Annotated in this window: 11 protein-coding genes; 4 read left to right on the plus strand and 7 right to left on the minus strand. The window is 65.4% G+C overall.

Annotation, left to right across the window (positions count from 1 at the left end; all coding sequences use genetic code 11):
* The first annotated feature begins 41 nt into the window (after positions 1 to 41).
* From U5775_RS09125 to U5775_RS09135, 3 genes are all read left to right on the plus strand, one after another.
* A complete protein-coding gene (locus U5775_RS09125; protein ID WP_322057804.1) occupies positions 42 to 1,445 on the plus strand; it encodes an MFS transporter in 1,404 nt (467 codons plus the stop codon).
* A gap of 180 nt (positions 1,446 to 1,625) precedes the next feature.
* Complete coding sequence (ggt, locus tag U5775_RS09130) at positions 1,626 to 3,392, plus strand: gamma-glutamyltransferase (protein ID WP_322057805.1); 1,767 nt, start codon at positions 1,626 to 1,628, stop codon at positions 3,390 to 3,392.
* Between the two features lie 220 nt (positions 3,393 to 3,612).
* Positions 3,613 to 4,638, plus strand: a complete 1,026-nt coding sequence (locus U5775_RS09135) for a helix-turn-helix transcriptional regulator (RefSeq protein WP_322057806.1) — start codon at positions 3,613 to 3,615, stop codon at positions 4,636 to 4,638.
* A 78-nt stretch (positions 4,639 to 4,716) separates the two neighbouring features.
* Here U5775_RS09135 and U5775_RS09140 read toward each other — a convergent pair whose 3' ends face one another.
* The 3 genes from U5775_RS09140 to U5775_RS09150 all read right to left on the minus strand — a co-directional run bounded on the left by U5775_RS09140 (position 4,717) and on the right by U5775_RS09150 (position 7,728).
* Positions 4,717 to 4,902: a hypothetical protein gene (locus U5775_RS09140; RefSeq protein ID WP_322057807.1), complete on the minus strand. Its 186-nt coding sequence runs from the start codon at positions 4,900 to 4,902 to the stop codon at positions 4,717 to 4,719.
* Positions 4,903 to 4,953: 51 nt separating this feature from the next.
* A complete protein-coding gene (locus U5775_RS09145; RefSeq protein ID WP_322057808.1) occupies positions 4,954 to 6,657 on the minus strand; it encodes an FAD-dependent oxidoreductase in 1,704 nt (567 codons plus the stop codon).
* Between the two features lie 243 nt (positions 6,658 to 6,900).
* Positions 6,901 to 7,728 carry a helix-turn-helix transcriptional regulator gene (locus U5775_RS09150; RefSeq protein WP_322057809.1) on the minus strand — a complete coding sequence of 276 codons (828 nt, stop codon included), beginning with the start codon at positions 7,726 to 7,728 and terminating at the stop codon, positions 6,901 to 6,903.
* A 264-nt stretch (positions 7,729 to 7,992) separates the two neighbouring features.
* Here U5775_RS09150 and U5775_RS09155 point away from each other — a divergent pair, with 264 nt between their 5' ends.
* The gene (locus tag U5775_RS09155) at positions 7,993 to 9,018 is read left to right on the plus strand and encodes a VTT domain-containing protein (RefSeq protein WP_322057810.1); all 1,026 of its coding nucleotides are present in this window, start codon (positions 7,993 to 7,995) and stop codon (positions 9,016 to 9,018) included.
* A gap of 105 nt (positions 9,019 to 9,123) precedes the next feature.
* On the opposite strand, the gene U5775_RS09160 is transcribed toward U5775_RS09155, so the two are convergent.
* The 4 genes from U5775_RS09160 to U5775_RS09175 all read right to left on the minus strand — a co-directional run bounded on the left by U5775_RS09160 (position 9,124) and on the right by U5775_RS09175 (position 13,865).
* On the minus strand, positions 9,124 to 10,566 hold the full coding sequence (locus tag U5775_RS09160) for a DHA2 family efflux MFS transporter permease subunit (protein ID WP_322057811.1): 1,443 nt from the start codon (positions 10,564 to 10,566) through the stop codon (positions 9,124 to 9,126).
* Positions 10,567 to 10,856: 290 nt separating this feature from the next.
* The gene (locus U5775_RS09165; RefSeq protein WP_322057812.1) at positions 10,857 to 11,033 is read right to left on the minus strand and encodes a hypothetical protein; all 177 of its coding nucleotides are present in this window, start codon (positions 11,031 to 11,033) and stop codon (positions 10,857 to 10,859) included.
* 367 nt (positions 11,034 to 11,400) lie between these two features.
* A complete protein-coding gene (locus U5775_RS09170; protein ID WP_322057813.1) occupies positions 11,401 to 12,102 on the minus strand; it encodes a carbonic anhydrase in 702 nt (233 codons plus the stop codon).
* Between the two features lie 518 nt (positions 12,103 to 12,620).
* Complete coding sequence (locus tag U5775_RS09175) at positions 12,621 to 13,865, minus strand: MFS transporter (RefSeq protein ID WP_322057814.1); 1,245 nt, start codon at positions 13,863 to 13,865, stop codon at positions 12,621 to 12,623.
* Positions 13,866 to 13,935: the final 70 nt, after the last annotated feature.

The raw sequence follows: 13,935 nt of genomic DNA on the forward strand, positions 1-13,935 counted from the left end.
CAGCTTTACGCCATCAGCCACGCTGACTGTCGTTCCTGCCCATGCCCCTTGCACTAGGCACCTTCATCGTTCCGCTCATCGTCGCGTGCTCGATGTTCATGGAGAACGTGGACGCGACGGTCATCGTCACCTCGCTGCCCGCGATGGCCCGCGATCTGGGCCAGAGCCCCATCACCCTCAAACTCGCCGTCACGAGCTACGTGATCGGGCTCGGCGTGTTCATTCCCATTTGCGGCTGGGTGGCGGACCGCTTCGGCTCGCGCAACGTGTTTCGCACCGCGATCGGCATTTTCATGGCGGGCTCGCTGCTGTGCGCCGCGTCGCGGTCGCTCGAAATGTTCGTGGCCGCGCGCTTCGTGCAGGGTATCGGCGGCGCGATGATGGTGCCGGTGGGCCGCATCATCATCTTTCGCTCGCTGCCCAAATCGGACTTCATTCGCGCGGTCAACTATCTCACCGTGCCTGCCTTGCTCGGTCCCGTGATGGGGCCGCCGCTCGGCGGCTTCATCACGACCTACCTGCACTGGCGGCTGATTTTCTTCGTCAATATTCCGATTGGCGTGCTCGGCATCTGGCTCGCGAACCGGCATATCGCGAACATGCACGAGGAGCATCCCGGACCGCTCGACTGGTTCGGCTTCATCCTCTCCGCGGGCGGCGCGTCGCTCTTCATGCTCGGGCTGTCGTTCGTGGGCGGCGAGCTGGTTTCCAATGGGAAAGCCCTGACGATGTGCGTAGTGGGCGCGCTCCTGCTGGGCGGCTACTGGTTCTACGCGCAACGCGCCGAACGGCCCGTTCTCGATCTGAAATTTTTGCGCATCCCGAGTTTCAATGCGAGCGTGCTGGGCGGCTCGCTGTTTCGCATCGGACTCGGCGCCGTGCCGTTCCTGCTGCCGCTCACGCTGCAGGAGGGACTTGGCATGACGGCGTTCGTTTCGGGCGCCATCACGTGCGCGTCGGCATTCGGCTCGATCTTCATGAAGTCGATCGTTTCGCACGTGCTCGGCCGCTTCGGCTTTCGCCGCACGCTGATCGTCAACGCCGCGCTCGCGGGCGTCTCCATCGCCGTCTATGGATTGTTCGCGCCGGGCACGCCCATCTGGCTCATCTGGCTCGTGGTGCTGCTGGGCGGCGTGTTTCCTTCGCTACAGTTCAGCGGTCTCAACTCGCTGGCTTACGCCGATATCCCCACCAAGGACATCGGCCGTGCCACGAGCGTCGCCAGCGTGATCCAGCAGGTTTCGCTGGGGCTCGGCGTGACCATCGCCGGGATCGTGCTGCAGGTTTCGCATCGGATACAGGGGCATCCGACCATCGTATGGTCCGATTTCTGGCCCGCGTTTTTTGTCGTGGGGCTCTTTTCCGTGGCCTCGATTCCGGTGACGATGCGTTTGCCCGCCAACGCGGGCGACGAGATCGCGCGTGGCCGGCGCGGACAAACCTGATCCGTTCGCCGATTTCGCTTCTGCCGGTTCGGTGTCCAGTGTCCGGGGAAGGCTATCGGCGGATGGCCTGATCGCAAACGATTTCTGCGCGTGCTATAAGCGCAGGATCCGGGCTGAAAGTCGATTGAAAAGCCGGGTCACAAGCTGGTGCTCGATGAACCGAATCATGGAGGTCACTCAATGAAGCTGGTCGATAGAACGAAAATTTCCGCCGCTGCTCTCGCACTCGTTTCGCTTTCCACCTTGTCCGCGGGCTTTCTCGAAGCCACGCCCGCGTTTGCGAAGGACACGCAGCAACGTCCCGCTGTCCTGACCGCGTCGGCGGTCGCCGTCGCCGACAAGTACGCGGCCGATGCGGCCGAGCAGATCTTCAAGGAAGGCGGCAACGCCGTCGACGCGGCGGTCGCCATCGCCTTCTCGCTGGCCGTCACCTATCCGGAAGCCGGCAACATCGGCGGCGGCGGTTTCATGACGCTCTACGTGAACGGCAAGCCGTACTTCCTCGACTATCGCGAGCGCGCGCCGCTGGCCGCCACGCGCAACATGTATCTCGACGACAAGGGCAACGTGATCCCGGGCAAGAGCCTCTATGGCTACGACGCCGTGGGCGTGCCGGGCACCGTCGAGGGCATGTGGGAAGCACAGCGCCGCTTCGGCAAGCTGCAATGGAAGCAGGTGCTTCAGCCCGCGATCCATTACGCGCGCGACGGTTTCCTCGTCGACGAGCAACTGGCCAAGCGCCGCGAAGACGCGTCGAAGGAGTTCGGCGGCAAGACCAACTTCGACCAGTACTTCGGCGACATGAAGGAGGGCACGACGTTCAAGCAGCCCGATCTCGCGGACGTGCTCACGCGCATCGCGAACCAGGGGGCGAAGGACTTCTACGACGGCAAGACCGCCGACCTGATCGCGGCGGCCATGAAGGGCCACGGCCTCATCACCAGGCGCGATCTGCAGGAGTACAAGGCAGTCTGGCGTCAGCCGGTGGAGGCCAGGTGGAACGGCTATGAAGTGATCACCGCGCCGCCGCCGAGCTCGGGTGGCGTGGGCCTCGTGCAGCTGCTCAAGATGAAGGCGATGCTGGCGCCGCAGTTCAAGGACGTGCCGCTCAATTCGCCGCAATACATCCATCTGATCGCGGAGATCGAAAAGCGCGTGTTCGCCGATCGCGCGCAGTATCTCGGCGACCCCGACTTCTACAAGGTGCCGGTCGCGCAGCTGACCGACGACGCCTATCTCGCCAAACGCGCCGCCGACGTGGACCCCGACAAGCCGTCGGACACGAAGAGCGTGCAGCCCGGTCTCGGCACTTCGATGCCGGAGAAGGCGGACGCCACGCACGGCAACAAGATGCCGGAAAAAGCGGAAACGACGCACTTCTCGGTGGTCGACAAGTGGGGTAACGCCGTGTCGAACACCTATACGATCAACGGCTACTTTGGCTCGGGCGTGGTGGTGCCGGGCGCCGGCATCGTGCTGAACGACGAAATGGACGACTTCTCGTCCAAGCCCGGGGTGCCGAACATGTTCGGCGTGGTGGGCAGCGACGCGAATGCGATCGCGCCGAAGAAGCGCCCGCTTTCCTCGATGACGCCCACGATCCTCACCAAGGACGGCAAGGTCGCGCTCGTGATCGGCACGCCCGGCGGCTCGCGTATCTTCACGTCGATCTTCCAGGTCATCAACAACATCTATGACTTCAAGATGCCGTTGAAGGACGCGGTGGCCGCGATGCGCTTCCATCATCAACTGCTGCCGCCCAACACGATCTTCTGGGAGCCGTACCAGCCGATCAACGGCGACCTCGCCAAGCAGGTCGAGGCCAAGGGCTATGTGCTCAAGGGCCAGGACTTCAGCGGCGATATTCAGGCGATCCGCATCGACGGCGATACGCCGGAAGCCGCCGCCGATCCGCGCGGACGCGGCGTGACGCGCGTGGTTCAGTGATGTGATGCGCGGCGAACGTGCCGGTCGGGTTTGCCGATGCGTTCGCCTCCATGTTGCGCGGCCTGTTGCCGATGAGAAATAAATGCCGATCGAGTTTTCCCGAAATTGAGTTGGTGCGGGCCACCTCGGGCGTCTGCCCAAAAAACTCGCATGCGATGAATGTTTGTAAGCGTCTTGTCCTCTTTAATGAGGACGTCGCAACCAGGGTTCATCGCGTAGTATGCAAACTCCGGCGCGTGAAAACCGAGCCGGCGTGTGTTTTCCTGGGCGGCTCTGGCCGCCCTTTTTCTTTTCCGGGCGCGGTGTGGGGCTCGCGGGTTTTCTTGAATGGGTCGGGCACGCTAAATACGTTTTAATGTTTGCGGCTGCCCCGATGGCTGCGCGCGCAACGGCAACGAACCACGATCGGGGGGCTACGCAGGCGCTCTTCAACTCAGGGTCGTTCACGCCGCGCATGCACCTCACAAGCCGCGAACTGGCGTTGCTCGCCGACGTCTTCAAGCTGCTGGCCGACCGTACGCTGCCGGAGGACGTCCTGCGGCTCGAGGTGGGGCGGCGCATGCTCGATCTGCTGCGCGCGGACCATATGGGGTCCTACGTCTGGGATGGCGTGCAGGAAAAATTCGGGCAGCGCGTGGCTCTCAACATGTCCGCCGACAATCTCGGCGATTACGAGCGGTACTTCCAGTATTGCGATCCACTGATGCCGTCATTGCAGAACCGCCGCGAGGCGGTGCGCGTGACCGATGCGATACCGCACGAAGCGCTCGTGCGCACCGAATTCTTCAACGATTTCCTGCGTCTCGACGGCCTGTATTGGGGCATCAATCTGTTCGTCTGGGACGGCGACGAGAACATCGGCGATCTGCGGATCTGGCGCGGCAAGCATCGGGAGAATTTTTCCGATCATGAAGTTGCGCTGCTCGATCTGATCCGGCCGGCTTTCACGGCGGCGCTGGCGCGGGCACGCCGCGAAGCCGGCATGGCGAAGACGGCGGATGTGTCCGTGGAGGGGATACCGGCGGAGATGGCCCTGACCGGGGCCGATCTGCTCGCGCGTCTCACGCGTCGCGAGCGCGAGGTCGTGACTCTCGCGGCCGAGGGGCTACTGGACAAGGAGATCGCGCAACGGCTCGGAATTTCCTATACGACCGTGCGTACGCATCTCGATCGTGCGTTTCAGAAACTCGGCGTCAACAATCGTTCGCGGCTCGCGCGGCTGCTGCAGTTGGCGCAGCCGCGCTAAGCGAACCGGTGCGTTGCGGATCGGAAACGGGGCGCGGGATCCCGTTCTTTGTGCTGCCGTTCTTTGCCTGTTCGTTATCTATTGCGGCATCGACATGCCCTCGCGGGCCGCGTCGATCAGGCCGAGCGACGCCTCGGCGTTGCCGATCCGCTCCACCGCGAGCAGCGCGAAGCGCGCGAGAAAGAGCGGGGCATTGGCCTCGCCCAGTTCAGTCATGGTCTTGCACAGCCGCGTGTAGACCTTGTCGAGTTCGCTGTCGGTCATGGCGTTTTCCAGTCCGGGTTTCATCGTTTTCGGTGGTGTGGGCAGCGGGCCTCAGGCCCGCAATGCGTGCTCGAGCGCGTCGCGCGCGCGTTGCGCCAGCGTCTCGTCGGCGCCTTGCCAGCGGCCGAGCACGTGGCCGTCGGGGCGCACGAGATAGAGCGTGTCCGCAGTGGCGCCGTACATCGGGAACAGCCGGCCTTTGCGGTCCCAGCCGCATCGGCGCATGACGTCGGCGGGCTTGCGCTGCGCGAGCGGCACGAGCGCGAACGGCACGTCGCGCGAGGCGAACGCCGCTTCGAGCGCGTCGACGGCGGGCGGCACCGCGCCATCCGCGCTGAAATAGAACGCCGTGAAGCGCGGTCCGACGAGATCGGTCAGATGGCCCTCGGTCATCGAGCCGCGATCGACGATCGACACCGGGCATTCGGGCAGCACCGCGCCGGGCGCCGGGCCGCCAGCGAGCGGATCGGAAACCGCGTTCAGCGGCGAAGCCGTATAGGCGATCGCCGAGGTCTGGCGCGGGTTGATCAGCGAGCGCAGGCCGGGATATTTGAGCGCGAGGCTCAGCACGGCGGTGCGCATCAAGCTGAACGCGAACGAGGGCGGCGCCATGAATTCGGTGCTCTTGGTGCCGTAGCTCAGGTTCTCGTGCGCCGCGAATACGCGCTCGTCCGAGTAGCTGTCGAGCAGCCGCTCGCCCGCGCGTTGCTGCACCACCCAGGCGAGCTTCCACGCGAGGTTGTCGGCGTCGTCGATGCCCGAGTTCGCGCCGCGTACGCCGAAGATCGGCACGAGATGCGCCGCGTCGCCCGCGAACAGCACGCGGCCGTGACGGTAGCGTTCGAGCGTGAGCGCATTGGCCTTGTAGATCGTGATCCAGATGGGCGACCACGGCGCGGTCTCGCCCATCATGTCGAGCAGGCTTTGCACGCGGGGCATCACGTTTTCGGGCTTGACGGCTTCTTCGGCATCCTCGCCGTCGCGCAGTTGATAGTCGATGCGCCAGACGTTGTCGGGCTGCTTGTGCACGAGCACCGTCGAGCCCGGATTCGAGGCCGGGTCGAAGTAGGCGAGGCGCTCGGTAGGGCGCGCGCTGTCGAGCAGGATGTCGACGATCACGTAGCGTCCTTCGTAGCTCGTTCCGGTGAGCTTCAGACCCAGCGCATCGCGAACCATGCTGCGGCCGCCGTCCGCGGCGACGAGCCAGTCGGTCTGGGCTTCGTACTCGCCCGCGGGCGTCGCGAGCGTGAGCGTTGCGCCGTGTGCGTCCTGCTGCACGGCCGTCACCCGGGTGCCCCAGCGAATGTTGATCAGGTCGGCATGCCGCTCGGCCGCATCGAGCAGAAACTGCTCGATGTGGTATTGGGCGAGGTTCACCATCGGCGGCAGCTTCTGGTTTTCGTCCTGCGGCATCGTGAAGTGCAGGACTTCGTCGTTGCGATAGAAGCTGCGCCCGCCGGTCCACGGCAGTCCCTTCGCGAGAAAGCCGTCGAGCGCGCCGAGGCGCTCGATGATCTCGAGGCTACGGCGCGAAATGCAGATGGCGCGGCTGCCGTAGCAGACCGAGTCGTCGGCCTCGATCAGCACCGAGCGCACGCCGTGCTTCGCGAGTCCCAGCGCAATGGCGAAGCCGACCGGACCGCCGCCGACGATTACGACCGGATGAGGCGCGTTTTCGCGCCCGTCGACGAGTTCGGGAAGGCGAGCATCGTAATGCCGGGCTTCGAACGGATAGGGCTTGAATTCGGTGCTCATGGCGCGGTGCCTCCGTGCGTGGCGGGGCCGTTGCCGATCGGGGAAAGGGCGAAACGAGGCATGAGGGTAGGCGTCTCCGACTGGAAATTTTTTCTCGCGCGCCACACGAGGCGCGCCGCGCGGGCCGCCGGGCCATCGAAGACCGGCGGCGATGCATGGAGTATGGAGCGTGGCTGACGCGGCGCTGTCCTCATTTTGGGTACAGCGGGCCGGGATGCGCCGCTCACGCAGGCGGTGACGCGTTCAGCCCTGATCGCTGGCGGCGTTGGCGAGGCAGAGCGCGAATAGCTGACGCTGGCTGGAGATGCCGAGGCGCTGATACGCGCGCTTTTGATAAGTCACGACGCTGCTGGGCTTGATGCCCATGCATTCGGCGATGTCGGCGGCGCTTCTGCCTTCGAGCACGCCGCGCAGCGCGTCGAGTTCTCGCTTCGAGAGCGCCGGGCACAGGCCGCGCAGGCGCGCGAGCATCAGTTGCGGAATGCCCATCTGGCTCTGGCCGCGCAGGGCGTAGTGATGCTTCGTGGCCTCGCCGATCAACGGTGCAAGCGACTCGACCAGCTCGACCTCGCCCGGCCGGAAATTGCCGGCGTCGCGTTCGCGATAGAGGTTGACCGAGAGCCAGATGTCGGCGGCGGGCTGCAGCAGCAGGGAGAGCCGATCGGAAACATTGGGCGTGGCGTAGCAGGCCTGCCGATAGCCGTCGTGCGCGATGTCCTCGCTCGACTGCCAGTGCAGCACCAGCGACGAGCCCGGCGGGTTCGCCGTCTCGCCGCCCACGATCTGCTGATTGCCGTCGAGCGCGTAGAACAGGCGCGAATAAGTGTCGGCGACGTCACGCAGGAAGCGGCCGCCGCGATGGTCGGCGACCGACACGGTGCGCGGGCGGTTGCCGAATTCGTACGCGAACACCGTGCATTGCGAAACCGACGTGGCCGGCCCGAGCAAATTGAGAACTTCGGCGGCGAGCGCGTTGGTGTCGTCGCGGCCAAGCGCGGAAATGAGACTGGTGACACGGGACAGGTCGAATTGGCCCGTTTGTCTCGGTCGGTCAAGACGCCAGTGACGCATGTTTCTGAAGGGAAACGAAGGGGGAATGAAGTCGGCTGCAACGGCGGGAGCGCCCAGAGTAGCACCGATTCACGGCCCGCATAAGCCTTCCGGAACGCCCACCGGGCGCAGAAAAGGGCAGGATCGGCGGCCGGCCGCTTTGCTTGCGTCAGCCGTGGAGCCGCAAGCAAGAAACCACCCAGTTGGGGTAATCTCTATGTTCGTGCTGCAACTGCACAAAAATTTCCTTTCTGATCCAAACGTCTTCGCGCAGGAAATCCCGATATGTGGACGCTCCCCACCGCCATTCCACCCGATTTTGGTACCGGGGCGGTCTTTTTCAGCGTGCTCGTGACGCAGCTCGGGGTGCCGGTTCCGGCCGCGCCGGTACTGATACTGGCGGGCACGATGGCGGCGGGCGGGGATGCATCGTATGTGAGTCTGCTGCTGGCGGCGGTCGTGGCAACCTTGTTCGCCGATTCGCTCTGGTTCACGGCGGGCCGCATGCGCGGGCGGCGGCTGCTCAATTCGCTCGTGCGCTTTTCGCTGTCGCTCGATACGACGATTCGGGTCGCGCGTAACGTGTTCGAGCGTCATGGCGCGCCCATTCTCGCGGTGGCGAAGTTCGTGCCGGGTCTCGGTCTCATATCGGCGCCGCTGCTGGGCACGACGTCGATGGACGTGCGCCTCTTCCTGCTCTGGGACACAGTCGGGGCAACGCTGTGGGCCGGCACCTGGCTCATCGGCGGCGCGGCCATGCACGCGCAAATTGCGCGGTTCGCGATGTTCGTGCGCGCCAATGGCTGGACCATCTTCGACGTGCTCGCGCTTGCGGGCCTGCTGTTTCTCGCCTGGCGCTGGGCGCGCCGCCTGCAGTTGCGCCGCTGGCTGGCCACGCATCGCATTTCGCCCGATCAGCTCGACGAGATGATGAGGTCGTCCGTGCCGCCGGTCGTGTTCGACGCGCGGCCGCAAAGCGTGCGCGAGAAAGAGTCGTATCGGATCCCGGGCGCACGGCCGCTCAATCTGGATTCGGCCGATGCGCTCGCGCCCGAGCTGCTCGCGCAGTCCATCGTGGTCTATTGCGTGTGCCCGAACGAGGCGACGGCCAAGCGCATCGTGAGTCAGCTGCGCAGCAAGCACATCTATCACGCCCACGCGCTCAAGGGCGGTCTCGACGCGTGGGAGCGCCACGGCTATCCCGTCGAGCCGCTTTCTTCGGAGTTCCATGCCGCGCACGCGCGCGAGGACGACGCGTTCGAAGCGGACGCCGAACAGGAATTCACGGTTCGGGCCAGCATTCCGGAGTAATTCGCTCACGCCTCGTCTTGGGGCGGTCGCGCGCGCATGGCCGCTATATCGGCTCACCAAGCGGACCACTAAGCGGCCCACTGCAGGCGTGCTTCGCTCGTATCGTCAGGCGCGTTGACGCCGCGAGCCGCCGCCCACGTTCTGCCCCGCATCGCGCGCCATCTGAGCATAGCCCCAGATCGAAAGCAGCGTGAGCACGCCGGCGCTCAGAAACGCGAGGCGGAAATCGTCGAGCGTGAAGGCATGGCCGCTCGATTCGCCATGGAAGCTCGCCGCCACGCGCAGCGCCAGCGCGCCGAACGCGATGCCGAGTCCGTTGGTCATTTGCGCCGCGGCGCTCCAGAGCGTGCTGGCCGCGCTCATCTGCGGCTGCGCGACGTCGGCATAGGCGAGCGTCGCGAGCGTCGAGAATTGCATCGAGCGCGTGACGCCGTACACGAACACCACGATCAGCACGATGGCGAGCGGCACTTCGGGCGTGAGCATTCCGCACGCGATCATCGAAACGCCGGCGAGCGCCACGTCGACCACGGCGACGAGCCGAAAGCCCCAGCGCTCGAGAATGCGCGTCGTGAGCGCTTTCATGCCCAGATTGCCGAGCGCGCTGGCGAGCAGCAGCAGCCCCGACTTGAAGGCCGAGAGTCCAAAGCCGATCTGGAACAGCAGGGGCATCAGGTAGGGCGCCGCACCAATGCCGATGCGCGTGATCGAGCCCGTCACGACCGTGACCGAAAAAGTCGGAATGCGGAGCGTGGAAACATCCACGAGCGGATGCGGATGGCGTTTCGCATGAGCAAACGCGATGGCGCCGATCAGCACGCCAGCAGCCACGAGCGCCGCGCCGCTCCATGGGCTCGAGCCGGGCTGGCTCGCGAGCTCCGCGCCATAGAGCAGGGCCGTGAGCGACGCGCCGCTCAGCACGAGTCCGACGACGTCGAGCGGCCGGCGCTGTTCGCTGCGCAGATTCGGCACCACGGCCGCGATGGCCGCGAGCACGGCAATGCCGAACGGGACGTTGAGCAGGAAGATCCAGCGCCATGACGCATAGGTCGTGATGAAGCCGCCCACCGGCGGCCCGACCACGGGCGCCGCGATGGCGGGCCAGGTGATGGTGGAGATCGCCTGCATGAGGCGGCTCTTGTCGGTGCTGCGCACGACGATCATGCGGCCCACGGGCACCATCATGGCGCCCCCGATCCCTTGCAGCACGCGCGCGGCCACAAACTCCCAGAGATTCTGCGAGATGCCGCAGAGCACCGAGGCGAGCGTGAACGTCACCACCGCGCCGAAGAACACCGTGCGCGAGCCGCAGCGGTCGGCGACCCAGCCGCTCGCCGGGATGAAGATGGCGAGCGCGAGCATGTACGCGGTCACGCCGAGACTCAGGCTGTTCGGCCCGATGCCGAACGAGTGCGCCATCTGCGGCAGCGCCGTGGCGATCACGGTGGTGTCGAGATACTCCATGAAGAACGTCGCCGCCACGATGTAGGGCAGCCAGCCGACCCAGGCTGTGCGGACTGTGCCGTTGTTCCGTGCGCTGTCGTTCATCGTGCCGCCTCGCGGCTGGAAGGGAGGCGTGGGCCGAGGGGCGGAGGGCAGAGCGAAGGGCGGATCATGAGGCGGTCGGCGGGAAAGTTTCCGATCGGAATAGCGTGGACCGGGAGTTTTCTGTGCACCGTCCACCGGAAAGGCCACAGTTTCCGATAGGAACGCGCGTCTGTACAGTGGCGTTCGTGCTTCGCGTCGAGTCGAACGGCCGGCGCTGGCACCGCTCGTTCGCCGCCATGCGCGGCCGCGGCCTGTGTCGCGGTGCGGCGGCGTTCGTCGGCGTTGCGCGGTTAGTTCGTATCGGTGGAGCGCAGGATTTCCGCTGCTCCGAGATGAATGGCCAGCGCGAAGAACTCGCGCTCGGCAAGATTCGCCGCTTTGGCGATGGCAAGCGCGCGGTGATGGTCGTGCGGATGCAGGAGCAGCTTGACTTCGACTTTGGCGGGCGACTTGAGGGCGGATTCCACGGCGTGACTCCTTCGGTAACAGGCGAATTCGGGCGTTCTGCCCGTCGCGGTGCGTAGCCCATTACCGGCCGCCAGGGTGCGAGCGCACCAGCCGTTTGTCATGACGCATGCTGCTGCAAACCAAACGGCGCTAGACGTGGAGTGGGCCTGAAATTTTTCTTCTGATGCGGCAGGGTGCCGCGTGTACCACGGGCGCAAGTATAGTCAGGTCCTGCACCAGGGTAAATACCTGGTTGATGCGGACGGGTCAAATCATTGTTGCGAAAGTTGATGCAATCCAGCACGAATACCGGACGACGCCTGGCGGCGTGGTCCGGTTCATCGGGGTTTCGCGGGAGCGTTGGGAGCCCGGGAGGGCGCGGGCGGCTTAGCCCGTGGTGTCTTTGAGCAGGCGGGTGCGCGCCGAGCCGAGCGATTCGAAGCGGCCGTGCGTGTCGTCGAATACGGAAATCGTGCCGTGACCGATGTCGTACACCCAGCCTTGCAGCTGGAGCTGGCCTTGCGCCACGCGAGCCGCCACCGCCGGGTGGGTGCGCAGGTGCGTGAGCTGGAGGCGGACATTTTCCTCGACGAGCGCCTGCACGATCTGGTCGTCGTTCAAGCCGCGCGTTTGCACGACGCTGCGCGCCGCCTCGGCGTTGCGCAGCCAGGCTTGCACCGTAGGCATGTCCGCGGTGGCGCCGGGACCGTCGGCGAGACCTTTCATGGCGCCGCAGTCGGTGTGGCCGCACAGCACGATCTGCTTCACGTTCAGCGCGAGCACGGCGAACTCGACCACGGCCGAGACGCCGCCGAGCATTTCCCCATAAGCCGGCACGATATTGCCGATGTTGCGGCAGACGAACAGCTCGCCGGGGCGCGTCTGCGTGATCAGTTCGGGCGAGACGCGCGAATCGGCGCAGGTGATGAACAGCGTATGCGGCGCCTGGGAGTGGGCAAGGCTGCGGAACAGCTCCTTGTCGCCCGGAAACACGTTACGAGCGAACTCATCCACGCCGTCGAGAAGGTGCAGCAAATCGCAGCCGCACGATTCGGAGTGGCCGTCGTGCGAGTGGGTATGGTCTGACATGGAAGTTTCTCTCTTTATCATGAATCGACACATTCGAATGGCAACAGCGGCAGTTTACGCTCAGTTCCGTTTGGCCGCCGCGTTTCGGTTCGGAAAGTTCCGTCCCGGCGTACGTTTTCCCGTTTTCCGATCGTCACATTACGGTGCTTCGGTGCGCCGAGCGGAATGCCTTATTCGTCATACGACCGGCCAGTCGGTTGGCCAGGCTCGCGTGAGCGCACCGGCAAGCGCTGCGTAGCCGCTGCGAGCCGCGCGGAAACCAAAGGCGCGCGTCTACCCGAGGCCGGCGGGGCAGCATTGTACTCGACGCGCTACGCCGTGCGAGGGACTATAGGGAAATGCCGGATGCGTGTGTGTCGGGAGGAGAGAGGTGGGATCGATTTCCTGGGTCGGTTCTCTTCATCTAACCGATATTTACTTCGGATATCGAATTGATTTGCCAGGCGAAGGGAGCGCCGAAATCGCCGCGAGAACACGCCGAGGCCATCGCAATGCAACGGCGCCCGCGCGCGGACGTTTCAGGATTCCACGGCGTGGCGGCGGGCACCGGCGTGCCGGGCCGGCATGAAGTACCACACGGCGGCGAGCACTTGCAGCACGATCAGGCCGGTCCAGACCGCCTGATGCGCGACGACCGGATAGTGGCCGTCCACGGCGCTCCAGTGGCCGAGCGCCGCGCCGATCGCGATCTGCGCGACGAAGATGCCGATAAAGATGACAAGCGTGAACGTGGTGTTGACGCGGCCGATCAGGCGCGGGGGAAAGTATTCGGCGAGCACGGCGTAGGTGAGGATGCCGGTGCCGCCCAGCGCGCCATACGCGGCCCACAGGAACGTGGCGGGCAACGGCACGCGGGCCGCGAGCAGCGCCTGGACGAGCACGAAGAGCGCCATCGTGACGCCGGAAAAGCGCGCGACGCTCACGCCGCAGCGCTCGAAAGTGCGTGCGAGCGCACCAAAGCCGATGTTGCCGACGATGAACGCGCCGCCGAGTACGGAAACCAGCGAGGCCGCACGCGAGGCCACATCGGTCGTACCGGCGGGCACCACGTCGCGCAGGAACGCGCCCACCCAGAGCGACTGCATCGCGTAGAACACGATCTGCGTGAAGGCGGAGAACGTCGCCGCCTTCCAGAACGCGTGGCTGCGCAGGATGTGCGCGGTGCCCTTGAACTGCTCGAGTACGCTCGCCTGATGGTGCGTGTCGCGCGTGCGCGGGCCGCAGATCCAGATGATGGCCGCGACGGCTGCGGTGAGCACCGCGAGTCCGACGCTCACGGTGCGCCACGGCGCAATCGTGAGCAGCCACGAGAGCGGGGCGCCGACCGCCACGCCGCCGAGGCCGCCCACGGCCATCACGAGCCCGTTGACGAGCGTAAGCTGGGCGACCGGGAAATGCTGGGCGGTGGCCTTGAATGCGCCGCCGAGGCACACCGAAACGCCCACGCCGACCAGCAGACGCCCGATCATCATCGCGCCCATGCTGTGCGAAAGGCCGAACACGAGCGCGCCGGCGGCGGCCACCAGCATCACGCTCGCGGTCACACGGCGTGGGCCGAAGTGGTCGAGCAGCACGCCGGCGGGGATCTGCGCGCCCGCGAAGCCAAGGAAATAGAGGCTCGTGAGCGTGCCCAGATCGGTGGCGGTGAGGCCCATTTCGTGCGTCAGGAACGGCGCAAAGCCGAGGTTGACGCCGCGAAACAGGTAAGAAACGAAATAGCCGAGCGCAAAAACGGCGAATACGCGCAGTCTGAGTGCGGTCATGATGCGGGCGGGACCCGAAAGCGGATTGAATGGCTGGGTCACGATTATTGGCGAGAAGTCCACCGCGAGG

Origin of the sequence: Paraburkholderia sp. J63 (assembly GCF_905220245.1) — a bacterium.
Lineage (GTDB): Bacteria > Pseudomonadota > Gammaproteobacteria > Burkholderiales > Burkholderiaceae > Paraburkholderia.

Excerpts from the sequence above, each read along its gene's own strand:
- U5775_RS09125 (WP_322057804.1), top strand. The coding sequence starts at position 42 with ATGCCCCTTGCACTAGGCACCTTCATCGTTCCGCTCATCGTCGCGTGC.
- ggt (WP_322057805.1), top strand. The coding sequence starts at position 1,626 with ATGAAGCTGGTCGATAGAACGAAAATTTCCGCCGCTGCTCTCGCACTC.
- U5775_RS09135 (WP_322057806.1), top strand. The coding sequence starts at position 3,613 with ATGCAAACTCCGGCGCGTGAAAACCGAGCCGGCGTGTGTTTTCCTGGG.
- U5775_RS09140 (WP_322057807.1), bottom strand. The coding sequence starts at position 4,902 with ATGACCGACAGCGAACTCGACAAGGTCTACACGCGGCTGTGCAAGACC.
- U5775_RS09145 (WP_322057808.1), bottom strand. The coding sequence starts at position 6,657 with ATGAGCACCGAATTCAAGCCCTATCCGTTCGAAGCCCGGCATTACGAT.
- U5775_RS09150 (WP_322057809.1), bottom strand. The coding sequence starts at position 7,728 with ATGCGTCACTGGCGTCTTGACCGACCGAGACAAACGGGCCAATTCGAC.
- U5775_RS09155 (WP_322057810.1), top strand. The coding sequence starts at position 7,993 with ATGTGGACGCTCCCCACCGCCATTCCACCCGATTTTGGTACCGGGGCG.
- U5775_RS09160 (WP_322057811.1), bottom strand. The coding sequence starts at position 10,566 with ATGAACGACAGCGCACGGAACAACGGCACAGTCCGCACAGCCTGGGTC.
- U5775_RS09170 (WP_322057813.1), bottom strand. The coding sequence starts at position 12,102 with ATGTCAGACCATACCCACTCGCACGACGGCCACTCCGAATCGTGCGGC.
- U5775_RS09175 (WP_322057814.1), bottom strand. The coding sequence starts at position 13,865 with ATGACCGCACTCAGACTGCGCGTATTCGCCGTTTTTGCGCTCGGCTAT.